The sequence below is a fragment of the Micromonospora rubida genome, assembly GCF_009908295.1.
Lineage (GTDB): Bacteria > Actinomycetota > Actinomycetes > Mycobacteriales > Micromonosporaceae > Micromonospora > Micromonospora rubida.
On sequence record NZ_JAAALO010000014.1, the window covers coordinates 39,229 to 62,598 of the forward strand.

The window sequence follows — 23,370 nt, forward strand, 5'->3', positions numbered from 1 at the left end:
ACGATCAGGATGACGGGCACGCTATACCGTCACGAGCATCGATGTCGATACCCTTCGACCCCTCAGATCATCATGCCGGTGAGCTGCTCCCAGTCGGTGACCACCGGGATCAGCTGGCCTGCGGCCCACAGGGGCAGCTGGTCGTCGAAGTGCGGGTCGTCGGGGCTGCCGGAGGCGCCGAACGGCACCACCCACCGGCTGTCCGCCCGGTCGGTCAGGTCCCAGACGTAGCGGGCGACCGGGCCCCGCCAGCAGGCGTCGGAGATCCCGGGGACGCTGCTCGTGGCCAGTACGCAGTCGGCGTCGCCGGAGAGCGTCACCCGCTCGCGCATCTCCTCCACCGCCGCATCGACCTCCTTGGCCACCGACAGGTGCACCGGGTGCAGGACGTGCCGCCGCCCCCAGGTGCCGGGCGGGTCGCCGTGCGCCACCTCCTCGAGCGCGGCGGCGGCCACGGGCCCCACGTCGACGCCGAGGGGGCCCAGCCCCGCCACCACGGCGTCGAGGGCGTGGCCGATGCGACCCAGGGGATTGGTCCACGCCGCGAACAGCTCGTCGTACGCGCCCTCGGCGCGCAGTGGGCGCAGCCGCGGGTGCTCGTGCAGCCCTCGGGCCAGGGCCGCCCGCCAGGCGGCGAACGCGCCGGCGTCGGCGCTGTCGGCGCGCATCCGCCCGTCCCAGGCGGTCAGCCGGTCGTGCAGGGCCCGGGCCGGCGTGCTGAGGGCGTCGACGTCGAGGCGGTCGAGCGCGCCGCGCAGGACGGCGGCGTCCAGCCGGTCGTCGGTGTGCACGGTGGACGGCCCGGCCCCGGCATCCAGCAGCGTGCGGATGCGCCGGGCGCGGTGCGGCGGGGCGAAGTCGACGCCGAGCGCCGCCACGTCGGGCCGGCGGTCGTTGGCGCAGACCGCCGGCCCGGTCACCGCGGTCCGGGGCATCGGGGCGTACTCGCCGGTCCAGTGGTAGCGCGGCTCCCAGCCGGGCACCGGCTCCCGCCGGCACCGCTCGTCGCGGACCGGGACGAGGCCGGTGACGAGCTGGGCGACCGCCCCCGACCGGTCGGCGACGAGCACGCTGTTGACCGGCTCGACCCAGCGGCGCAGCGCCGTGGCGACGTCGTCGACGGTCCGCGACCGCAGCAGCGGCAGCAGCGCGTCGAAGCCGAGGCGCTGCTCGACCCGGGCGGGGGTGCGCAGGCTGATCGCCTCGCCGGTGTGCCGGTCCTCGTCGATGACCGGGCCCCGGGGCGTCTCGATCACCTCGACCCGCACCGGGTCGCCGCCGCGTACGCCGATGCGCTCGACGTGGCGGCGGGCCGGCGCCCAGCCGTCGGCCTCGCGCACCAGGACCCGGTCGCCGTCGCGGCGCAGCTGCTCCCGGTAGAGGTCCTGGTAGTCGGCCATCGCGTTGGTCACCGCCCAGGCCACCTCGCCGGCGTGGCCGAAGTGCGGCAGGCCGGGAACGCCGGGGAAGGCGAACCCGAGCACGTCGAACTCGGGGCAGGCCAGCCGGACCTGGTGGTAGATGCCGGGGAGTTCGAGGACCCGGTGCGGATCGCCGGCGATGACCGGGCCCCGCCCGGTGGCCGGGTCGGCGGGCACGGCCCAGGCGTTGCTGCCCGATCCGGCCGGCGGCTCGGCGCTGAACAGCCCGGCCGCCGCGGGCCCGAGGGTGGCGGCGACGTGCGCGTGCCACAGCTTGTTCGGGAAGGTCGCGAACAGCACGTGCTGCACCAGGAAGACCCCGAGCGGGGACCACGGCCGCCACCGGCCGGGGGCGCAGCCGGCCGCCGCGAACTCCGGGGCCTTGGCGGCCCCCTCGGCGAGCCCGTCGTTGACCCCCTGTGCGTACGCGGCGACCCAGCGCCGGGCGGCGGGGTCGAGCCGGACGAAGCAGCGCCGGGCGGTGTCGTCGAGGCGGGCCCGGCGGGCGAACCGGTCCCAGCCCACCTCGGCGGGCCCGACGTGCTGGGCGAGCCGGCCCTCGGAGCGCCACCGCTCCACCTCGATCTGCCAGGCCCGGTCGAGCGCCGCCGCCCGGCCCTGGAGGCGGGCCAGCTCGTCCACGGTGTCCGCCCACAGGTGCGCCACGCCCCAGGCGTCGCGACGGATGCCGGTCGTCCGGGCGTGCGGCGCACCCGACGAGGCAGGCTCCCACAACAGTCCCAATTTAGGTTACCCTCCCCTAACTTACGGACCTTACTGGAGGGGTGCGTGAAACGGAACCGGGAGGGGAGGTCGCCCCTCGGCACGCTCGCCGCCCGTCACGTCCCGGTGCTCGCCGCGAGCTGAGCGGTCCACCCGCTTTCCCTTCCGCCCAGGAGCGCCATGAGCCTGTCCGAACCCGCCGTCCGGACGCTGTCCGCCCCCGCCCGCCCGCTGCCCACCCGGTGGCTGATCCTCGCCGTGCTCTGCCTCGCCCAGGTCACCGTGGTGCTCGACAACACCGTGCTGACCGTGGCGGTGCCCGTGCTCACCGCCGAACTGGGCGCCAGCGCCGCCGACGTGCAGTGGACCATCAACGCGTACGCGCTGGTCCAGTCCGGACTGCTGCTCACCGCGGGCAGCGCCGTCGACCGGTACGGCCGGCGCCGGCTGCTGCTGGCCGGCCTCGTCCTGTTCGGCGCCGGCTCGCTGGCTGCGGCGTTCGCCCAGTCCACCGGGCAGCTCATCGCGGCCCGGGCCGGCATGGGCGTCGGCGGCGCCCTGCTCGTCACCGCCACCCTCGCCGTGGCGATGCAGGTCTTCGACGCCGCCGAGCGGCCCCGGGCGATCGGCATCTGGGCGGCGGCCAGCGCGCTGGGTTTCGCGGCCGGGCCGCCCGTCGGCGGGCTCATCCTCGCCCGCTTCCCGTGGGAGGCGATCTTCCTGGTCAACGTCCCGATCGTGGTGGTCTGCCTGGTGGCCGCCGGGCTCCTGGTGCCGGAGTCCCGTAACCCGTCCGGCGGTCGCCTCGACCTCGGCGGGGTGGCGCTGTCCACGGCCGGCCTCACCGCCGTGGTGTACGCGATCATCGCCGGCCCCGACCGGGGCTGGGTCTCCGCCCCGGTGCTGGGCCCGGCCGCCGGGGGAGTGCTGCTGCTCGCCGCGTTCGTGTGGTGGGAGCGGCGGATCGCCCACCCCATGCTGGACATGGGCTTCTTCCGGGACCGCCGTTTCGTCGGCGCGGTCTCCGGGGTCGTCCTGATCACCTTCGGCGCCACCGGCGCGCTGTTCCTGCTGACCCAGCACCTCCAGTTCGTGCGCGGGTACCCGGCCTGGGAGGCCGGGTTGCGGATGGTGCCGTTCGCGCTGTCCATCGTGGTGCTCAACCTCGCCGGCATCGCCGCCCGGCTGATCCGCCGGCTCGGCACGGCCGGGGCCATCGCCGTCGGCATGACCCTGCTCTGCGGCGGCCTGCTGTTCGTCACCCACGCCCCGGGGGACGGCTACGGCGTGCTGCTGGTCGGCCTGCTCACCATGGGCACCGGCTGCGCCCTGGCCAACCCGGCGATCGTGGAGGCGGTGATGAGCGCGATCCCGCCGGAGAAGGCCGGCGCGGGCGCCGGCGTGGACGGCGCGATGACGGAGGTCGGCAGCAGCCTCGGCGTCGCCGTCCTGGGCGCCGTGCTGAACGCCCGGTTCGCGGCCCTGTTGCCCGCCGCGCTGGCCGGCGCCGGTTCGTTCCCTGCGGCGCTGGCCGCCGCCCGGACAGACGCGGACCGGGCCCAGGTTGCCGACGCCTTCCGCGCCGCGTCGGAGTCCGGGCAGACGGTGGGCGCGGTCGCCGTCCTCGCCGGTGGCCTGGTCGCCGCCTGGCTGCTGCGGCGGGCGCACCGCACTGCCTGAGGCGCCCTCCGGCCGGCCGACCGGACCGCAGCGCGATGCCGACCGACCGGAGCGTGCGGCGTGGCGGTGCCCGGGTCGTGCAAGCCTCTCGCAAAAGCTGGAAGTTGTTGCGGTGGAAGTTGCGCCGATTTTCGGGGCGCGTCAAGGAGTTCCCTCGGACGCGAGGGGAGAGTCCTTGGGGTGGGCGGCGGGGATGCGCCGGGAGTGCGGTGGGGCGGCTGCGCGGGCGGCGTGTTGCCGGCAGGTTTCAAAAAATTTGCCGAAAGGTCTTGCAAAGTCTTTCATCCATCCCGCATCGTCTTGCTACCTGGACGGCCGTCCATCCACCAGTGCCTCTTCGCCCCCGAGGAAGGTTCACCCGTCATGGAACGTTTGAGGTCACCCCTACGTGGCCGCGCCGGCGGCCTGCTGCTCGCCGCCGCCGTCGCCGCGTCGGTCGCCGTGCCGGCCGCGATCGCTACCACCACCGCCGCCACCCCCGCCCGCGCCGCCGCCGGGCTCAACGACAGCGAGGTGACGGCCAGCCTGTGGGAGTGGAACTGGCCGTCCGTCTCCGCCGCCTGCACCAACCACCTTGGCCCCGCCGGGTACGGCGCGGTCCAGGTCGCGCCGCCGCAGGAGTCGGTCAGCCTGCCCAACAGCGTCGACGGCGTGCACCCCTGGTACGAGGTGTACCAGCCGGTGTCGTACAAGCTGGAGAGCCGGTTCGGCACCCGCGCGCAGTTCGCCGCGATGGTCACCGCCTGCCACAACGCCGGCGTCCGGGTGTACGTCGACGCGGTCGTCAACCACATGGCCGGGGCGAACAACCCCGAGGAGATCGTCGGGTACGCGGGGACGGACTTCTCCGGCCCCGGCTACAGCTTCCCGGCCGTGCCCTACGGCAACGGGGACTTCCACCGGCCGGGCGACAACTGCCCGACCAGCGGCGGCATCAACGACTGGAACAACGAGGCCCAGGTCACCAGTTGCGAGCTGCTGGCACTGACGGACCTGTACACCGAGAAGGACAGCGTCCGCACGAAGGTCGCCGGCTTCCTCAACGACATGATCGGCCTCGGCGTCGACGGGTTCCGGGTCGACGCGGTCAAGCACATCAAGAAGGACGACTTCGCGGCGATCCTCGGCAAGCTCCGCAACACCGTGGCCGAGAACAAGCGCCCGTACATCGCGCAGGAGATCTTCGACGGCGCCAGCAACGACGCGCTGAAGGCGCGGGCGTTCACCGGCAACGGCGACGTGCTGGACTTCGCGTACGCCAAGGGCCTCAGGTCCGCCTTCCAGGGCTCGATCTCCACCCTCGCCAACATTCCGAGCTGGAACCTCGACGCCCCCAGCGCCAACGTCTTCTCCATGGTCACCAACCACGACCTGGAGCGCGACGGGGTCGTGCTGTCCTACAAGAACGGCAGCGACTACACCCTGGCCAACTACTTCGCCCTGGCCTACCCGCACGGCAAGCCCTCGGTCTACGACAGCTTCTCCTGGTCCAACCGCAACCAGTCCCCGCCGGCCAACGGCAGCGGCTACGTCACCGACACCGCCTGCGGCGGCGCGTGGAACTGCCTGAGCCAGTCCACCGGCGTCAAGGGCATGGTCGGCTGGGCCAACGCCGCCCGGTCGGTCAAGACCGTCTCCGACTTCACCACCGTCAACAGCAACGTCATCGGCTTCCACCGGGGCGACCGCGCCTGGTTCGGCGTCAACGACTCCGGCAGCGCCTCCACCGCCACGTTCACCACCGGCCTCGCCGACGGCCAGTACTGCGATGTCGTCTCCGGCCCCGCCACCGGGTCCGGCTGCGCCGGCGGCACGGTGACCGTCTCCGGCGGCCGGGCCACCGTGACCATCCCCGCCAACAACGCGGTCGCGATCCACGTCAACGCCCGGCCCGGCGGCGCCACCCCGTCGCCCACCGCGTCGCCCACGGTCACCCCGACGGTCATCCCCACCGACAAGGTCGCCACCACCTTCACCGTCGCCGCGACCCCGGCCGCCGACCAGGACGTCTACGTCGTCGGCAGCATCCCCGCCCTCGGCTCCTGGGCCCCGGCCAGCGCCGTCAAGCTGACCGCGCAGGGCAACAACACGTACCAGGCGGTGATCGAGCTGCCGCAGTCCACGGCGGTGGAGTACAAGTTCATCAAGAAGACCTCGGACGGCTCCGTCACCTGGGAGACCGGCGCCAACCGCTCCTTCACCACCCCGGAGGGCGGCACCTACACGGTGAACGAGACCTTCCGCGGCGACACCGACACGGGCGGGCAGGTCGCCGCCTCGTTCCACGCCACCGTCACCACCTCCTACGGCCAGAACGTCTACGTCGTCGGCAACATCGCGGCCCTCGGCGGCTGGAACCCGGCCAGCGCCGTCGCGCTCTCCTCGGCCGACTACCCGGTCTGGCGGGCCACGCTGAACCTGCCCCCGAACACGGCGGTGGAGTACAAGTACATCAAGAAGAATCCAAACGGCTCCGTCACCTGGGAGAACGGCGGTAACCGCACCTTCACCACCCCGGCCGGCGGCACCCGGACCAGCACCGACACCTGGCGGTAGGCGACCCACCGCCCCTGCGCCGACGGGGTGGCCGGCTCCCCGGAGCCGGCCACCCCGTCGGCGGTCGCGGGCCACCCGGGACTGTCCGACACGGCCACGAGGAGGGCTGCCGAAGACGCTGATCGTGCCGGAGCCGCGACGGCCTACGGCGGCAGGGAACTCCCCGCCTCCGTAGGTGGGGAGGGCTTCCCAGCCGGGCGGGAGACTGTGGACCGTGGCGCACGCCCGACGGTTAGGCTAGCCTGTCCTGACTTTCCGCCACGGTGCCGCGCCGTGGCCGGTGCCGGCGGCCGGTGCCGTCGGCGTGGCAGGCCGCCGGCCGGACGGCGGCCCGCGCCACCGCCGGCCCCATCGAGGAGAGACATGACGACTGCCCCGACCTCCTACGCGCGCCACATCGACGGCTTCGGCGAGGTGGCCATCCGGCCCGTGCGGCCGGCCGAGGACATCGACGTGATCCACGACTGGGTCACCCGGGAGCGCTCGCGGTTCTGGGGCATGCGTGACGCCGGCCGCGAGCGGGTGCTGGAGATCTACGAGTACCTGGACTCGCTCGACACCCACCACGCCTACCTGATCCACCGGGACGGCCGGCCGGTGGCGCTGTTCCAGACGTACGAGCCGGCGGCCGACCCGGTGGGGGAGTGCTACGACGTCCAGCCCGGCGACTTCGGCATCCACCTGATGATCGGGCCGCCGGACGGCGGCGTCGAGCCGGGCTTCACCGCCGTCCTGCTCGACGCCTTCCTGGCCTTCGTGCTGACCGACCCGAGCCGTCGGCGCATCGTGGCGGAGCCGGACGCGCGCAACGACAAGGCGATCGCCCGGCTGACCCGCGCGGGATTCGTGCCGGGACCGCAGATCGACCTGCCGGAGAAGCGCGCCCAGTTGCTCTTCCTGGACCGGGCCGCCGCGCTCGGCTGACCCACCGGCGGGCGCCGTCCGGCCTGGTCAGGGCGGTGGCCGCCGCCCGAAGGAGGGAAGGCTGCACCACCCTGACACCCGACTGTGGCGTTAGGTTAGCCTAACCTCGTGTCGAATGATCACGTCGAGCCGTCGCCGGAGCAGGGTGTCATGACCCAGACCCTGCCCATCGCGCCGTGGCGCCTGTTCGCCGTCGAGGTCCGCGCCGTACGCCGGCTCAGCCCCTCGTTCCTCCGCGTCACCTTCACCGGCCCCGACCTCGACCGGTTCGCGGACAACGGCTACGACCAGCGGATCAAACTGGCGCTGCCGCTGCCCGGGGAGCGCGGGGTCCAGCTCCCCGTCGGCGCCGACTGGCACGCGAGGTGGCGGGCTCTGCCCGAGGACCGGCGCTGCCCGGTGCGCACCTACACCGTCCGGGCGGCCCGGCCCCAACTGGCCGAGGTCGACATCGACCTCGTCCTGCACGGTGACGGCGGCCCGGCCAGCCGGTGGGCCCACCGGGTCCGGCCCGGGGACGAGGCCGCCCTGCTCGGCCCCGACGCCGGCTACCCCGGCGAGCACGGCGGAATCGAGTTCCGGCCCCCGTCGACGGATCACCTGCTGCTGGCCGGCGACGAGACGGCCGTGCCCGCGATCTGCGCCATCCTGGAACGGCTCCCACTCGACGCCCGGGGCCGGGTGCTGCTGGAGGTGCCGGAGCGGGCCGATGCGCTGTCCGTCCCGACCCCGCCCGGCGTCGACGTGGCCTGGCTGCCCCGTGACGGGGGGCCGCACGGCAGCCGCCTGGTCCCCGCCGTCGCCGCGGCGACGGCGAGCATGCTGTCCGGCCGGGCGCCGGCCGTGGCGGGCCCGCCGTCCGGGCGGATGTCGATCGCCGACGTGGACGTCGACTGGGACATCCTCTGGGAGGTGCCGCCCCCGGCGGCGCCGGTACAGGGGCCGCTGTACGCCTGGCTGGCGGGCGAGGCCGGGGTGATCCGTACGCTGCGCCGGCACCTGGTCGTCGAGCGGGGGATCGACCGGCGGGCGGTGGCGTTCATGGGCTACTGGCGGCTGGGCCGGGCCGACCCGATCTGACCCGCCGCCGATCGGGGTGGGCTGGGACCGGCCGCCGGAACCGCTGTTTCCGGCGGGCAACCTGGTTGGGTTCCGCGTCGGCGCGGCCTATGGTGGCCCCATGCCATCGGCCGCGCCGCTCGCCCGCGTCACCGTCACCGTCGTGACGGCGTCGCCGGCTGCCGCCGGCCGGCGCACGTGGGTGGCCGCCCGCCCGGCGGGTGCGCCGTCGCTCGGCGCCGCCCCCATCCACGGGCTGCCGAGCCCGATCCCCAGCGGGCGTGGCCCCCCGCCGGGATACCTCCGACGGGTACGGCCACCAGGGCGAAGCTTCCGGCTTCGGCCCTTTTCTTTTACCTTTTTCCGGAAGGACGCGACATGAGCACCGACATCCAGGACGCCAGCGGCCGGCATTGGCTCGCCGACCTGCGCGCGACACTGACCGACGATCACGCGGCGCAGACGGTCCGGCTGACCGAGCTGACCGCCGACACCGGCGACCCGGGTGAGGCGCACACCCGCGCCGCGCTGATCGCGGCGACCCGGATGAGCCTGGGGCGGATCGCCGATGCCCTGCGCCGCATCGAGGACGGGAGCTACGGCGCCTGCGAGAAGTGCGGGGCGCAGATCCCGCCGGAGCGGCTGGAGGTCGTCCCGCACGCCCGATTCTGCGTGCCCTGCCAGCAGAAGCACCACGGCTGACGACGATCCGCCGGTGGCCGTCGCCGAGTCAGTCGTCGGCGACGGCCACCGGCTCGCCGGCCACGCACCGCAGCTTCAGCTCGTGCTCGCCGCCCGACCCGACGAAGGTGACCTCGACGTCGTCGTCCGGGCCCTGGTCGGCGTCGCCGACCCGGTAGCCCTGCGCGGGTGCCCAGGACACCAGCCGCACCCCGCCAGGGGCGCACTCGGCCACCGCGCTGCCGCCGGCGGTCGCGAAGAACCGGCGCGCGCCGGCCCCCGGCGACGCGGTCGCCGACGGCCCGCCCGGCCCGGTGGACGGGCTGCCGCCCGGGGCCCCCGTGCTCGCCTGCGGGGAGGCCAGCGCCCGTTCGACGTCCCGCTGGCTGTGCACCCCGCCCGGGGTGCCGGTGATGCTCTCCCCGACCAGCCGGATCGCGGCCACCCCGACCAGGGTGGCGAGCAGGGCGGTGGCCAGCCACCCGGCGAAGGCGAGGGCACGACGACGGCGCATCCCCCGACTATCCCCGATCGAAGGTTGGCGGGAGCGCCGGTCGAGGCTAAGGGAGGGTTAAGGAACCGGCCGGCGGCGGTCCCGGCGGCTAGCCTGCATCCTGTGCCCCGCCTGCTGCTCATCGAGGACGACCTGACCATCCGGACGCCGCTGGCGCGGGCGCTGCGGGACCGGGGCCACGCCGTGGCCGCCGCGTCCACCGCGATGGCGGGTCTGCGCGACGCCCTCGACGACCGGCCGGACCTCGTCGTGCTGGACCTGGGCCTGCCCGACCTCGACGGGCGGGACCTGCTGCGGATGCTGCGGGCGGTCAGCGCGGTGCCGATCATCGTGGCGACCGCCCGCGACGACGAGACCGAGATCGTCCGGGTCCTCGACGCCGGCGCCGACGACTACGTGGTGAAGCCGTTCACCGCCGCCCAACTTGACGCGCGGGTCCGCGCGGTGCTGCGGCGCGGCGCGGCCCAGGCGACGCAGGACCCGACGCTGGCGGTGGGCGGCCTGCGGGTGGACCCGCGCTCACGTCAGGTGACCCTCGACGGCACGCCGGTCGAGCTGACCCCACGCGAGTTCGACCTGCTGCACCACCTCGCGGCCCGGCCCGGCGAGGTGGTCACCAAGCGGGAGCTGCTCACCGAGGTCTGGCAGATCCCGTACGGGGGCGCGGACAAGACCGTCGACGTGCACCTGTCGTGGCTGCGCCGCAAGCTGGGCGAGAGCGCCCAGCAGCCCCGCTACCTGTACACGGTGCGGGGGGTGGGGGTCCGGCTGGAGTGCCCGGGCGGTGCCGGGTGAGGGCGCGGCTCGCGCTGCTGGCCGCCGCGGTCAGCGTGCTCACCCTCGTGGCCTTCCTCGTCCCGCTGGCGCTGCTGGTGCGGGACGTGGCCGAGGACCGGGCCACGGTCCGGGCGACCGCGGACGCGCAGAGCCTGGTGCCGGTGGTGGGTACGGCCGACGCGGCGACCATCCGGCTGACCGCCGAGCAGCTCGCCGCGGAGTCGGGCCGACCGGTCAGCGTGTTCCTGCCCGGCGACACGGTGTTGGGCACGCCCGTCCCGCGTACCCCGGCGGTGGCCCTGGCCGAACGGGGGCGCAGCCTCACCGCGGAGTCGGACGAGGGACGCGAGGTGGTCATCGCCGTGCAGGGGCGGCCGGACGGCACGGGCGTGATCCGGACGGTGGTGCCGCGCGCCGAGCTGACCGCCGGGGTGACCCGGGCCTGGCTGGTGCTGGCCCTGCTCGGGGTGCTGCTGGTGCTGCTCGGGCTGCTGGTCGCCGACCGGCTGGCCCGCACCCTGGTCCGGCCGATCGCCGAGCTGTCCACGGTGTCGCACCGGCTGGCCAACGCCGAGCTGGACGCCCGGGTGACGCCCGCGGGCCCGGCGGAACTGCGCGAGGTTGCCGGCGCGCTCAACCACCTGGCGGGCCGGATCCAGGTCCTGCTCGCCCAGGAGCGCGAGCAGGTGGCCGACCTTTCCCACCGGCTGCGCACCCCGCTGACGGCGCTGCGGCTGGAGGCCGAGTCGCTGCGCGAGCCGCAGGAGGCGGCGCGGATCGCCGCCGCGGTGGACGGGTTGGAGCGGGCCGTGACCGGCCTGATCCGCCAGGCCCGCCGCGACCGGTCGCCGGCCGCCGTGGGCGGCGACGCGGCGGCGGTGGTCGCCGACCGGGTGGCGTTCTGGTCGGTGCTGGCCGAGGACACCGGGCGGGAGGTCCGCTGCGACCTGAATCCCGGGCCGCTGCCGGTCAGGGTGCCCGCCGACGAGCTGGCCGCGGCCCTCGACGCGTTGCTCGGCAACGTGTTCGCGCACACCCCGGATGGCACCGCGTTCACCGTCCGTCTCGCCCGCGACGCCGACGGGGTGGTCCTCACCGTGTCCGACGAGGGACCCGGCATGCCGGCCGCCACGGTACGCCGGGGAGCCAGCCCGGCCGGGTCCACCGGGCTGGGCCTGGACATCGCCCGCCGCGCGGCGGAGGCCGGCGGTGGCCGGCTGGAGCTGCGCACCGCCCCGGGCGGCGGGGCCGAGGTGCGCCTGCGGCTGGCCCCGCCGGCGACCTTAACCGGGCCTTAGCGTTCGTGCAGCGCGCCGCTATCCCGCCACGGTCGATCCTCGACGCAGCAACCGAGGAAAGGTGTACCGAGATGAAGCGCAACTCCCTGATCATGGCGTCCGTCGGTGGCGCGGCGATGCTGGCGGTGGCCGGGGTCGCCCTCGGCGTCACCGCCACCGACGACCGCGCCACACCGACCGCCCTGGTCGCCGCCACCGTGGCCCCGGCGGCGACCGGCAGCCCGGACGGCGCCCCCACCTCGGCGCCGGCGACCGGTGTGCCCGCCACCGGCTCGCCGGCCGGCACGGCGACGCCGCCCCCCGCCGACGGGAGCGTCGACGAGCGGCGGGCCGGCGAGATCGCGCTGGCGCGTGCCGGAGGCGGCCGGATCGTCGAGGTCGAGGCCGAGGACGAGGACGGCCGTCAGGTGTGGAGCGTCGAGATCGTCAACGGGCAGACCGAGCACGAGGTCGACGTCGACCGCAACGACGGCGCGGTGGTCAAGGCCGAGCAGGAGCCGGTCGACGACGACGACCGTGACGATGACCGTGACGATGACGACGACGATGACGACGGCAGCGACGACTGAGCGACGCCGGCCGGCCGGGCGGGCTGCTCCCATCCGGGAGCGGCCCGCCCGTCCCCGTCGCCGGGCATGCCGTCGCCCGTCCGATGGCGCGCCCGGCGACGGCCCGGTGCGGCGCCGGGAACTTTTCCGTCCCCGCGCCCGACAAACAGTGGTGCGCCGCACCGGGGCGGCGCGCGGAGATACGCCTCCCGCCGCTGGTGGGAGGCGTCAGCCGCCGGAGCCGGGCCGGGAGACAGACCACGTGAACGCAACAGCGCCGCGCGCCGTACCGGTCCGCGTGAGCACCGCCGAAGCGCGCCGCCGGTCGGGCGCGGCCACCCGCGTCGGGTCGGGTGGCCGGCCGTGGTGACCGCGGAGGCCGACGACGAGCAGGTGACCCGCTGGGCACGCCTCGCCGGGCAGGGCGACCAGCAGGCCGCCGCGGCGTTCGTCCGGGCCCTGCAGCGACCGGTGTGGCGGTTCCTGGCCCACCTCGCCGGGCCGGGAGAGGCCGACGACCTGACCCAGGAGACGTTCCTGCGGGCGCTGCGCAGCCTGCCCGGCTTCGCCGGCCGCTCCTCGGCCCGCACCTGGCTGTTCACCATCGCCCGCCGGGTCGCCGTCGACCACGTCCGGGCGGCGGTGACCCGCCCGCGTACCGCGACCCTGCCGGACTGGCGCACGGCGGCGGAGGGCGTGGGCGCGGTCGAGCCTGCGGCCGACGACGGGGTCGCCCTGCACCGGCTGATCGCCGCGCTGGCCCCGGAACGACGGGTGGCTTTCGTGGCCACGCAGGTGGCCGGCCTGTCCTACGCGGAGGCCGCCCAGGTCTGCGGCTGCCCGATCGGCACGATCCGCTCCCGGGTGGCGCGGGCGCGCGAGGACCTCGTGGCCGCCTGGCAGGCCGACGCCCACCCGGCCCGCCCGACCAGCGCCGGCTGAGCCCCGGGGCGGGTGGCCCGGAGACCGCTGACGCCCGTCCGACCAGCGCCGGCTGAGTCCTCCGGGGACCGCCGACGGCGCCTGCCCCGCCCGCCGAGGGCCGGCCTTCAGGCGGCCCGCCGGTCGCTGGCCTGCGCGGCGTACGGCTGCGGTGGCACCAGGCGCAGCGGGGCCGGCTGCTCGGACTGGTCCGGCTCGACCCGCCAGCGGGAGGCCCGCGACCGGCCCTGCCCCGACGACGGACCACCCGGGCGCAGCCGGGGCCGCGACAGCAGCACGGTGAGCACCCAGCCGACCACCAGGAAACCGTGGCTGACCAGCCGGGACGCGGCCACCTGACCGGTCATCAGGTCGTTCACCGACAGCAGCACCAGCGTCGCGACGAAGGCGCTGAGCATCGGCAGCACCCCGGCGGGCGGGAACCGCCGCGCCGCGACGAACAGGAACCCGGCGCCGACGGCGACGTTCCACGCCGCCGACTCGTGCCACAGGTGCTGGCCGGCGGCGTGCGCGTGCGCGACGACCGCGCCCCGGCCGACCTGCGCCAGCCCGAGCACCAGTTGCACGGCACCGACCAGGCCCAGCGCGGCCCGCAGCCCGGCCACCAGCCGGCCCCGCCAGGCGGGCGTCCGGCGGGGGGAGGCCCCGGCCGGGACGGCGGCGAGGACCGCGTCGGCCAGGTCGGGCATGGGCGACACCACCCGGGTACGCGCCCGCCGAGTCACCGCCGCCGCCGCGTCGAACCAGGCCCGGCAGTCACCGCACGTGTCCAGGTGCCCGTCGGTCGCGGCCCGCTCGGCCGGGGTCTCCTCCCCGTCCAGTTGGGCCGACAGGATCTCCCGCCACTGCTCACACCGCATGTACCGATAGTCGCTCACCGGCGGCCTGTGGTTCCCGCCGACGAACCGCGCGCTGCTGGTCAGGTGCCCCGCGGGCGCTGCCTCCCGGCGAAGCGGTCGTCATGCCGCTCGACGACGAGCGCACCCCGCCGCCGCCCGCCCCGGCTCACGGCCCGTGCGGCGGCTTGTACGCGGTGACCAGCTCCCAGCCGCCGGGCAGCACCCGCACCCGGGTGAAGCCGACCTCCTCGAGCAGGGCGGTGTAGAACTCCACCTCCCGCAGCCGGCTGACGCAGCTGTCGACGCCGATGAGGAAGTAGCTCCAGAAGAACTGCATCGCCAGCCGGTCCGGGGTGCGGAACTCCTCGCAGATCAGCAGGAGCCCGCCCGGCGCGAGGGCGGCGTACGCCTTCTCGACCAGCGTGCGGGCCACGTCGTTCGGCCAGTCGTGCAGCACCCGCACGAACGCCAGCGCGTCGTAGCCGCCGGGCAGCGGCTCGGCGAGGAAGTCGCCGCCGACGAACCCCAGCCGGTCCGGGTGCCCGCAGCGGGCCCGCGTCAGCTCCACCAGCGGTGCCACCGCCGGCAGGTTGTACACGTCGGCCCGCAGCCCCGGGGCGTCGTCGAGCACCCGCGCGGCGAGCGTGCCGTCGCCGCCGCCGACGTCGAGCAGGCGGCGCCGGTCCGGCCACAACCGGTCGGCGTGCCGGTGGACCGTCTCGAGCACCGGGCCGAGGCCGACGGCCATGCTGCGCTCGAAGGCGGCGGTCTGCTCGTCGTCGCGCGGCGGCCACGCGAAGTCGTCGTCGGTCATGCCCGCGTCTCCGCGCAGGCTCTCCGCGAGCCGGCCGTGCAGCCGCCGCCACGGGTACCGGTCCCGGTCCCGCTCGACCGCGTCCGGCCCGGCGACGGCCGCCACGGCGTCGCGCAGCCCGGGCACGGCCCGGTAGCGGGCCACGGCGATGTCGTCGCCGGGTTCGTCCCGCTCGACGAACCCGAGGCTTTCCAGGCAGTCCAGGAACTTGTACAGCCGCAGCGGGCGCACCCCGAACTTCTCGGCGAGCTCGCCGAGGACGGCCGGACCCGGCTCCAGCGCGTCGAGCAGGCCCATGGTGAGTGCTGTCTCCAGCACGTCCATGGCCTTGGTGCCGTTGGCGAGCAGGCTCATCAGGGCCCGCGGCGACAGCGTGACGGTCATCGACCCAGCTCCTCTTCCAGTGCGTCCATGAACGCGTCGACCTCGTCGAGGGTGTTGTAGACGTGCGGGCCGACCCGCAGGTAGCCCCGCCAACTGCAGATCACGTCCCGCGCGGCCAGCCGTCGCTTGACCGCCTCACCGTCTGCGACGTCCAGGCACACGACGCCGCCGCGCCGATGCGGCTCGGTCGGGCTGACCACCGTGATGCCGGCGGCCCCGGCGCGGGCCAGGATCCGGGACGTGCACGCCAGGGAGTGCTCCCGGATCGCGGCGACGCCCACGCCGGCCAGCAGGTCCAGGCCGACCTGGGAGACCAGCGAGGTGAGCGGGAACGGGGTGCCGCCGGCGAACCGCTGGGCGCCGGCGGCCCAGCCGGTCGACGGCCGGAAGGTCAGCGCCCGGTCGCCGGCCTGCCAACCGGTCGCCGCCGGCTCCAGGGTCGGTGTCAGGTCGGGGCGGACGTAGAGGAAGGCCGTGCCGACCCCGCACAGCCACTTGTGCGAGCCGCCGAGGACGACGTCGACGCCGAGGGCCGTCACGTCCAGCGGCATGACCCCGACGCTCTGGAAGGCGTCCACCACCACCAGGGCGCCCACGTCGTGGGCGCGCGCGACCAGGCGGGGCAGGTCGACGGTGGCCCCGGTGGAGAAGCTGGCGTGCGGCACGCACACCAGCAGCGTCCGCTCGTCGACGCGCCGGACGAGCGCGTCCTCGTCGAAGTCGGGGCCGCCGGTGCCGACCACGTCGAGCCGGGCGCCGTAGCGGCGGAACGCGTTCCACACGAACGGCACGGCCGGGAACTCCAGGTCGGTGATGACGACCCGGTCGCGCGGCGGGCGGTAGTCGAAGCAGGACGCGATCCGGCCGAGCAGGATGCTCAGGTTCGCGTCGGTGACCACGCTGCCCGGCGGGGCGCCGATGAACGCGGCCAGTCCGTCGGCGTACCGGTCGAGGCCCTCGTGCCAGCCCTGCCACGCGTCGTCCCGCCAGGTGCGCAACGTGTCCCAGTAGCCGGTGAGCACGCCCTGCGCCGCCCTCGGCACCGCGCCGGTCGAGTTGTTGTTCAGGTAGAGGCAGGTCTCCAGCAGGGGGAACTCGGCGCGCAGCGCGGCGTGCGCGGCGGCGTCGAGACACCGCGGCCCGCCGGTCGCGGATTCCAGTTCGGGTGCGCTCACTCGGGACAGCCTCCACTCGGTTCGGACGGGGCGGCCGGGTCGGGTTCGGCGGCGACGGCGGTGAAGACCGGGATCGCGCGGACCTCGGCCAGGTAGGGGGTCCCCTCGGTGTAGCCGGTGCCGGGCCGCTCGCCGAGCATCCGGACCGCCAGCCGGTGGTGGGTGCGGCGCCAGTGCAGCACCGTCGCCGCGAATTCGCGCATCCGCCCCTGCACCAGGTCGCGGTCCGCCCCGGCCAGCCGGCCGTCGCGGACGGCCGCCCGCAGCGCCGCGTCGACCGTCGGCCCCCCGGCGCGCACCCGGTCGCGCAGCTCGGGCACCGACCGGTAGGCGGCCGAGTCCAGCCGGGACCCCTCGGGGGTACGGCACAGCGACTCCATCAGCTTGTAGGAGCGGGACTGGATCGCGCTGGCCCCCTCGGTGTACGCCCGGAACGTCCGGAACGACTCCGGCTGCATGCTCGCCAGCAGCGAGAACAGGGGCGCGGCCGAGGCGAGCTGGTCCCGGGCGTACGCCAACCGGTCCGCCGCCGTGACGGCCCGTCCCGCGTCGAGCGCGTCGATCGCCGCGCGCAGCTCGTCGGCGAGCCCGGCGAAGACGCACTCGTAGGACTGGAGCACCCGGATGAACAGGTACTCGTCGTGCGACAGGTACACCGGCAGCATGCTCAGTCGCAGCGCCCGCTCCTCGGCGGCGCTGCGGTCGGCGGCGGCCAGGGCGTGCAGCGCCGCGACGGCCGCCGCCGGCCGGGGATCGTCGACGGTCAGGCCCAGCCGGGACAGCGCGGGGGTGACGGCCCGGACGCCCAGCCGGTAACGCTTGGCCACCAGCGCCGGCCCGGGCCGCTGCTCGGGCAGCAGGTCGGTGGCGTCGGTGGCGGCGGCCAGCTCGAACGCCAGGGCGTCGGCGACCAGGTGCACGAGCAGCCGGTCGCGGCCCTCACGGGTGGCGGCCAGCTCCGCCACCGGCCCGTCGTCGCCACTGCCACCGCCTCCGCCGTCGGGCAGCCCGAGCAGGCCCAACGCGAGGTAGCTGCGGTAGTCGTACCGACCGTCCCACTTGTCGAGCGCGACGTCGAGGAAGGCGCGCAGCAGCCGGGCGGGGCCGGAGTCCGCCGACCCGGTGCCGGTCGCCCGCGCGGCGACGTGCGACCTCGTCTCGTCGAGGAGGGCGAGCAACTCCTTTCCGACGAAGTGTTTGCCGGTCCGGTGGAACTCCGCCGTCACCGGGAGGTAGGGAAAACTGTCGGGATCGGCCCCACCGGACAGCCAGCTCGTCAGCTCGCGCACGAACCGCACCTCGACATTACAATTATGTAAAACACGGACGGTGACGTTCCGGCGAATTTCGAGCCGGCGAGATTCTTCAGGGCCGGTCCGGCTGGAAAATGTCCTCGGCCGGCGTGGCGGGGGCGACGCGCGCCTGCCACAGTTCCGGGAAGAACCGGTGGTCGATCAGCCTCGCGAGCATGGTGGCCGGGCTGCCCTCGGTGCCGGCGACGCCGTGGCCGCCGACCCGGATCGCGGCCTGGTAGTGCCGCACCCGCCAGAACGCGACCCGCTCGTCCCACTCCACCATGGCCTCGGCCAGCCGGTGCGCCGGGTCCGTCGGGTCCGCCCGGAGCAGCGTCGACAGGTCGGTCCCCCGCCGAGCGAGGTGGTCGGTGAAGGCCCGGCCGAGGTTCCGGCTCCCCGCCTGCACTCCGCGCCAGCCGGGCGACTCGGCGCCCGATCCGGTGCCGAGCGCCGGCTGCATCGCCTGGAAGACCGTCGGGGGCAGGTGTCGGAACATCTCCAGCTGGTCGGTGACCAGCCGCACCCCGAGCGTCGCCCGGGCCAGCAGCGGCTCGGCCGCCGCCGGCTCGTCGGCGGCCACCCGGGCGCCGGCCTCGGCCAGCTCGGCCCCCGCCAGCTTCAGCCACAGCTCGGTGGACTGGTGCACCACCTGGAAGAGCAGCTCGTCGCGGTGGATCATCTCCTCCGGGCGGCGCTGGAGCTCCAGCAGCGAGTCCGTGCGCATGTAGCGCGCGTAGTCGGTGGCGCCGTCGCCCGGCAGCACGGGTGAGTGGTCCCGCTTCACGGAATAATTTCCCTTCGATCGACACCGGTGACCCTGCACCCGACGCACGACGGATCAGCGGCAGCCATTATTAAACGACGAAAGGCAATGTGTCACGCCCTGGTAGCGGACTGTCCCGCAGTGTCACCAATGGGTCCGTCTCCGCTGTTTTCATAGCAATTCCCGTACCGTTTAGCACGGTAATCCATCGCAGTCAATCCCCGGTGGGCCGGCCGGAACGTCCCGGCGCGGAAGGGCCGGGGCGGGCTTTGGGCAGGCAGGAAGATGATCGCGGCGCCCGACCGGCGGTACGGTGCTCGCCGTGACCGCTGCCGACCGCACCGCCCCCGGCCCGGACCCCGACGGCCCCGTCGCCGTGCTCGCCAACCCGACGGCCGGCCGGGGACGGCACCGGGGACTGCTGCCCGGCGTGCTGGAGCGGCTGGCCCGGGCGGGCCGGCCGGTGCGCCTGCTGGAGGCGCACACGGCCGCCCAGGCGGAGCGGGCGTGCCACGCGGCGCTGGCCGACGGGATCGCCGCGCTGGTGACGGTGGGCGGGGACGGGACCGTGCACCACGGACTCCAGGCGGTCGCCGCAACGGCCGTGCCGTTCGGGGTGGTGCCGGCCGGCACCGGCAACGACTTCGCCGCCGACACCGGCTTCCCCACCGATCCGCTCGCCGCCGCGGCGGCGATCGCCGACGCCCTGCGGGCCGGCCGGACCGGCCCGGTCGACCTGGCCCGGATGACCCGGCCGGACGGCCCACCCCGCTGGTACGGGGCGGTGCTCGCCGCCGGGTTCGACGCGATCGTCAACGAGCGGGCCAACCGGATGCGCCACCCGCGCGGCCCCCGCCGGTACGACCTGGCGATCCTGGTCGAGCTGGCCCGGCTACGCCCCCGCCGGTACACGCTGCGGCTGGACGGCGAGCCGTTGCAGGTCGACGCGGTGCTGGTCGCGGTCGGCAACTGCGCCAGCTACGGCGGCGGGATGCGGATCTGCCCGGACGCGGACCCGACCGACGGGCTGCTCGACGTGGTGGTCGGCGGCCGGTTCGACCGGCGCACCCTGGTCCGGGTGAAGCCGCGCATCTACCGGGGCACCCACGTCAAGCATCCGCTGGTGAGCAGCCACCGGGCCCGGACGGTGGAACTGGCCGCCGAGGGCATCACCACCTACGCCGACGGGGAGCGGGCCCTCGACCTGCCGGTGACCGTCACCGCCGTGCCGGGCGCGGTCCGGCTGCTGCGGTGACCAGGGGTGGGCGGCGGCCGGGCACCCCGCGCCGTCACCGGGGCCCGGGCGGGGTCAGCGCGGCAGGGCCAGGCCGAGCACCGATCCCAGCCCGTTGGGCCGGCCCGGCTCGGCCTCGGGCAGCACCAGCGCCGCGCAGCCGGCCCGCACCGCCCCGGCGTCGGCCGCGGTGTCGCCCACCATCAGCGCCCGTTCCGGGTCCACCCCGAGCATCCCGCAGGCCCGCCAGAAGATCCCCGGGTCCGGCTTGCAGCGCCCCACCTCGTACGACAGGGCGTACGCGTCGATCAGCCCGTCGAGGCCCCAGGCGGCGAAGAACGGCCGGATGTCGAAGCCGATGTTGCTGACCACCGCCACCTTCACCCCGGCCTCCCGCAGCGCCGCCAGGGTCGGCGCGGCGTCCGGGTACGGCACCCAGCCCTCGGGCATCAGCACCCGGTCGTAGAGCGCGTCGGCCAGCCCGTCGATCCCGGCGTCCACGGTCGCCGCCAGCCCCGTGTACGCGCCCCGGTGGGCGTGCGGGTAGAGATCCCGGTCGGCCCACAGCTCGGCCAGCGCCGGCGGCACCCGGGCCGGCAGCGGCCCGCCCGCCCGGCCCGCCGTGAGCAGCCGGTCGGCAAGGCCGGTGGCCCGGGCCCGCTCCAGGGTCGCCCCGCAGGCCGCCGCGGCGGCCAGCACCCAGTCGTGCGGCTTCTCCACCTGGGCGAGGGTGCCGTGGAAGTCGAACAGCACCGCCTCCACGGGCCGGCGGGACGCCTGGGCGCTGGCGGCGGCGTCGATGCCGCGCGGCGGGGTCGGGCGGGGCGGTTCGGCATGGTCCGGCACGCCGTGCACCCTACCGACCGCCCTGGACGCCGGTGTCGGACGGCCTTGACGGGTGGTCCCGCGACGCACGCATTAATCTTGACGGCATGTCTAGCCCCGCCGAACGGTACGCCGCAGCCCGCCGCCGGGCCGCGCAGGCCTCACAGTTCCCGGCGTTGGACGAGTTCGCCCTTGACCTGGGGTTCGATCTCGACGACTTCCAACGGGAGTCGTGCCAGGCGTTGGAACGGGGCAGCGGGGTGCTGGTCTGCGCCCCCACCGGCGCCGGCAAGACGGTGGTCGGCGAGTTCGCCGTACACCTGGCCCTGCGTGGCACCCCCGCCCAGCCGGCGGGCGCCGACGGCGCCGACGCGGCGCCCACCAGGCGCAAGTGCTTCTACACCACCCCGATCAAGGCGCTGTCCAACCAGAAGTACCACGACCTGGTGGACCGCTACGGGGCCGAGCAGGTCGGCCTGCTCACGGGCGACAACGCCATCAACGGGGACGCTCCGGTGGTGGTGATGACCACCGAGGTGCTGCGCAACATGCTCTACGCGGGCTCGGCCACCCTTCAGGGCCTGGCCTACGTGGTGATGGACGAGGTGCACTACCTCGCCGACCGGTTCCGCGGCGGCGTGTGGGAGGAGGTGATCATCCACCTGCCCGCCTCGGTCACCCTGGTCTCGCTGTCCGCGACGGTCTCCAACGCCGAGGAGTTCGCCGACTGGCTGGTCACCGTGCGTGGCGAGACGACGGTGGTGGTCAGCGAGCACCGACCGGTGCCGCTGTGGCAGCACATGCTGGTCGGCAAGCGGATGTTCGACCTGTTCCACGACGCCGACGCCGCCCGCAAGCACGACGTGCACCCGGAGCTGCTGCGCTACACCCGCGACACGATGCGCCGGCTGGAGCTCGGCGAGGGGCGTAGCGCCGGCCCCGGCGCCGGGCGGCGCGGCCCCCGCTGGCGCGGCCCGCTGCGCCCCGACATCGTCGACCGGCTCGACCGGGAGGGGCTGCTCCCGGCGATCCTGTTCATCTTCAGCCGCGCCGGCTGTGCCGCCGCCGTGCAGCAGTGCCTCGCCGCCGGCCTGCGGCTGACGTCGGCGGAGGAACGCACCGAGATCCGCCGGGTCGTCGAGAGCCGGGTCACCGCCATTCCCGGCGAGGACCTGACGGTCCTGGGCTACTGGGAGTGGCTCGACGGCCTGGAGCGCGGGCTGGCCTCCCACCACGCCGGCATGCTCCCGGTGTTCAAGGAGATCGTCGAGGAGCTGTTCGTCCGCGGCCTGGTCAAGGCGGTCTTCGCCACCGAGACGCTCGCCCTGGGCATCAACATGCCGGCCCGCTGCGTCGTGCTGGAGCGCCTGGTCAAGTACAACGGCGAGGCGCACGTCGACCTGACGCCGGGGGAGTACACCCAGCTCACCGGCCGGGCCGGCCGCCGGGGCATCGACGTGGAGGGGCACGCCGTCGTCGTCTGGTCCCCGGAGACCGACCCCCGGCACGTCGCCGGCCTGGCCTCCACCCGCACCTACCCGCTGCGCTCCAGCTTCCGCCCGTCCTACAACATGGCCGTCAACCTCGTCGGCACCGTCGGCGCGGAGCCGGCAAGGGTGCTGCTGGAGTCCTCGTTCGCGCAGTTCCAGGCGGACCGGTCGGTGGTCGGCCTGGCCCGCCAGGTGCAGCGCAACACCGAGACCATCGACGCGTACGGCGTGGAGGCCGGCTGCCATCACGGTGACTTCGACGAGTACTTCGCCCTGCGGGTGGCCATCGCCGACCGGGAACGCGCCGTCGCCCGGCAGGGCCAGCACCAGCGCAAGGCCGCGGCGGTGGAGTCGCTGGAGCGGCTGCGCGTCGGCGACGTGATCCGGGTGCCGTCCGGGCGGCGTGCCGGCCTCGCGGTGGTGCTCGACCCGGCCACCGGCGGGTTCGGCGAGCCCCGCCCGCTGGTGCTCACCCAGGACCGCTGGGCCGGCCGGGTCGGCCCCGGCGACTTCACCACCCCGGCCGAGGTGCTCGCCCGCATCCGGGTGCCCAAGCACTTCAACCACCGTTCCCCGGGGGCCCGCCGGGACCTCGCCGCCGAGGTCAGCGGCACCGGGCTGGACCGGCACGGCGGTCGCCGCGGCGGCCGGACCCGGCAGGGCGCCGGCGAGGACCACGCGATCAGCCAGCTCCGCTCCGAGCTGCGCCGGCACCCCTGCCACGCCTGCCCGGACCGGGAGGAGCACGCCCGCTGGGCGGAGCGCAGCCGCCGGCTGGAGCGCGACACCGAGGAGCTGCGCCAGCGGGTCGCCGGTCGCACCGGCTCGCTGGCCCGCACGTTCGACCGGATCGTCGCGCTGCTCACCGCGCGCGGCTACCTGTCCGCCGACGGCGCGGTCACCGACGCCGGTCGGATGCTCGGCCGGATCTGGACGGAGGCCGACCTGCTGGTCGCCGAGTGCCTGCGCCGGGGCGTCTGGGACGGTCTGTCCCCGTCGGAGCTGGCCGCCGCCGTGTCGGTGGTGGTCTTCGAGGCCCGCCGGGACGTCGACGAGCGGGCGTCGCTGCCGCGTGGGCCGGTCGCCGAGGCCGTCGAGGAGACGCTGAAGCTGTGGGGGGAGATCGAGGCCGACGAGGCAGCCCGGGGCCTCACGGTCACCCGCGAGCCGGACCTCGGCTTCGCCTGGCCGGTCTACCGGTGGGCGCGGGGTGAGGCCCTGGCGAAGGTGCTGGCCAGCGGCCACGAGCTCGACGGGGAGATGCCGGCCGGTGACTTCGTCCGCTGGGCCCGGCAGGTGGTCGACCTGCTCGGCCAGCTCGCCGACTCCGGCGGGGCGTCCACCGAGCTGCGGGCCACCGCCCGACAGGCCATCGCCGCCGTGAACCGGGGCGTCCTGGCGTACCACGCCACCGCCTGATCATCACCG

19 protein-coding genes are annotated in these 23,370 nt (G+C 75.1%); 11 read left to right on the top strand and 8 right to left on the bottom strand.

Translation table 11 applies throughout. The features are described 5' to 3' along the window. Positions 1 to 62: 62 nt before the first annotated feature. Positions 63 to 2,156: a penicillin acylase family protein gene (locus tag GVV04_RS30010; protein WP_161692384.1), complete on the bottom strand. Its 2,094-nt coding sequence runs from the start codon at positions 2,154 to 2,156 to the stop codon at positions 63 to 65. Between the two features lie 168 nt (positions 2,157 to 2,324). On the opposite strand from GVV04_RS30010, the gene GVV04_RS30015 reads away from it, so the two are divergent. The 5 genes from GVV04_RS30015 (at position 2,325) to GVV04_RS30035 (ending at position 9,065) form a co-directional block, all read left to right on the top strand. Then, positions 2,325 to 3,824: an MFS transporter gene (locus GVV04_RS30015; protein ID WP_161692385.1), complete on the top strand. Its 1,500-nt coding sequence runs from the start codon at positions 2,325 to 2,327 to the stop codon at positions 3,822 to 3,824. A gap of 363 nt (positions 3,825 to 4,187) precedes the next feature. Beyond that, positions 4,188 to 6,380, top strand: a complete 2,193-nt coding sequence (locus tag GVV04_RS30020) for a carbohydrate-binding module family 20 domain-containing protein (RefSeq protein ID WP_161692386.1) — start codon at positions 4,188 to 4,190, stop codon at positions 6,378 to 6,380. A 363-nt stretch (positions 6,381 to 6,743) separates the two neighbouring features. Then, positions 6,744 to 7,304, top strand: coding sequence for a GNAT family N-acetyltransferase (locus GVV04_RS30025; protein ID WP_161692387.1), 561 nt, complete (start codon positions 6,744 to 6,746; stop codon positions 7,302 to 7,304). A 150-nt stretch (positions 7,305 to 7,454) separates the two neighbouring features. Continuing rightward, a complete protein-coding gene (locus GVV04_RS30030) occupies positions 7,455 to 8,384 on the top strand; it encodes a siderophore-interacting protein (protein WP_161692447.1) in 930 nt (309 codons plus the stop codon). 357 nt (positions 8,385 to 8,741) lie between these two features. Beyond that, complete coding sequence (locus tag GVV04_RS30035; RefSeq protein WP_161692388.1) at positions 8,742 to 9,065, top strand: TraR/DksA family transcriptional regulator; 324 nt, start codon at positions 8,742 to 8,744, stop codon at positions 9,063 to 9,065. 28 nt (positions 9,066 to 9,093) lie between these two features. Here the strand turns inward: GVV04_RS30035 and GVV04_RS30040 are convergent, their stop codons facing one another. Further along, entirely contained in the window at positions 9,094 to 9,558 is a 465-nt protein-coding gene (locus tag GVV04_RS30040; protein ID WP_161692389.1) for a septum formation initiator, read from the bottom strand. A 102-nt stretch (positions 9,559 to 9,660) separates the two neighbouring features. Here GVV04_RS30040 and GVV04_RS30045 point away from each other — a divergent pair, with 102 nt between their 5' ends. The 4 genes from GVV04_RS30045 (at position 9,661) to GVV04_RS30060 (ending at position 13,123) form a co-directional block, all read left to right on the top strand. After that, entirely contained in the window at positions 9,661 to 10,353 is a 693-nt protein-coding gene (locus GVV04_RS30045) for a response regulator transcription factor (protein ID WP_161692390.1), read from the top strand. After that, positions 10,350 to 11,633 (top strand): sensor histidine kinase, encoded by a 1,284-nt coding sequence (locus GVV04_RS30050; RefSeq protein WP_161692391.1) that lies wholly within the window; start codon positions 10,350 to 10,352, stop codon positions 11,631 to 11,633. The genes GVV04_RS30045 and GVV04_RS30050 overlap by 4 nt, the downstream gene beginning before the upstream one ends. 71 nt (positions 11,634 to 11,704) lie before the next feature. Further along, complete coding sequence (locus tag GVV04_RS30055; protein ID WP_161692392.1) at positions 11,705 to 12,202, top strand: PepSY domain-containing protein; 498 nt, start codon at positions 11,705 to 11,707, stop codon at positions 12,200 to 12,202. Between the two features lie 345 nt (positions 12,203 to 12,547). Further along, entirely contained in the window at positions 12,548 to 13,123 is a 576-nt protein-coding gene (locus GVV04_RS30060; protein ID WP_161692448.1) for a sigma-70 family RNA polymerase sigma factor, read from the top strand. Positions 13,124 to 13,230: 107 nt separating this feature from the next. On the opposite strand, the gene GVV04_RS30065 is transcribed toward GVV04_RS30060, so the two are convergent. From GVV04_RS30065 to GVV04_RS30085, 5 genes are all read right to left on the bottom strand, one after another. Beyond that, positions 13,231 to 13,983: a zf-HC2 domain-containing protein gene (locus GVV04_RS30065; protein ID WP_161692449.1), complete on the bottom strand. Its 753-nt coding sequence runs from the start codon at positions 13,981 to 13,983 to the stop codon at positions 13,231 to 13,233. A gap of 145 nt (positions 13,984 to 14,128) precedes the next feature. Further along, the gene (locus tag GVV04_RS30070) at positions 14,129 to 15,160 is read right to left on the bottom strand and encodes a methyltransferase (RefSeq protein ID WP_161692393.1); all 1,032 of its coding nucleotides are present in this window, start codon (positions 15,158 to 15,160) and stop codon (positions 14,129 to 14,131) included. Next, positions 15,157 to 16,335, bottom strand: a complete 1,179-nt coding sequence (locus tag GVV04_RS30075; protein WP_328822650.1) for an aminotransferase class V-fold PLP-dependent enzyme — start codon at positions 16,333 to 16,335, stop codon at positions 15,157 to 15,159. The genes GVV04_RS30070 and GVV04_RS30075 overlap by 4 nt, the downstream gene beginning before the upstream one ends. Next, a complete protein-coding gene (locus GVV04_RS30080; RefSeq protein WP_328822651.1) occupies positions 16,332 to 17,633 on the bottom strand; it encodes a tryptophan 2,3-dioxygenase in 1,302 nt (433 codons plus the stop codon). Before GVV04_RS30080 ends, GVV04_RS30075 begins: the two co-directional genes overlap by 4 nt. A 67-nt stretch (positions 17,634 to 17,700) precedes the next feature. Next, on the bottom strand, positions 17,701 to 18,414 hold the full coding sequence (locus tag GVV04_RS30085) for a tryptophan 2,3-dioxygenase family protein (RefSeq protein ID WP_161692395.1): 714 nt from the start codon (positions 18,412 to 18,414) through the stop codon (positions 17,701 to 17,703). A gap of 301 nt (positions 18,415 to 18,715) precedes the next feature. Between GVV04_RS30085 and GVV04_RS30090 the strand changes: the two genes are divergently transcribed. Continuing rightward, entirely contained in the window at positions 18,716 to 19,648 is a 933-nt protein-coding gene (locus tag GVV04_RS30090; RefSeq protein WP_407938857.1) for a diacylglycerol kinase, read from the top strand. Positions 19,649 to 19,702: 54 nt separating this feature from the next. Here the strand turns inward: GVV04_RS30090 and GVV04_RS30095 are convergent, their stop codons facing one another. Beyond that, the gene (locus GVV04_RS30095) at positions 19,703 to 20,389 is read right to left on the bottom strand and encodes an HAD family hydrolase (protein WP_407938860.1); all 687 of its coding nucleotides are present in this window, start codon (positions 20,387 to 20,389) and stop codon (positions 19,703 to 19,705) included. A gap of 170 nt (positions 20,390 to 20,559) precedes the next feature. Between GVV04_RS30095 and GVV04_RS30100 the strand changes: the two genes are divergently transcribed. Continuing rightward, positions 20,560 to 23,361, top strand: a complete 2,802-nt coding sequence (locus GVV04_RS30100; RefSeq protein WP_161692398.1) for a DEAD/DEAH box helicase — start codon at positions 20,560 to 20,562, stop codon at positions 23,359 to 23,361. Positions 23,362 to 23,370 lie beyond the last annotated feature (9 nt).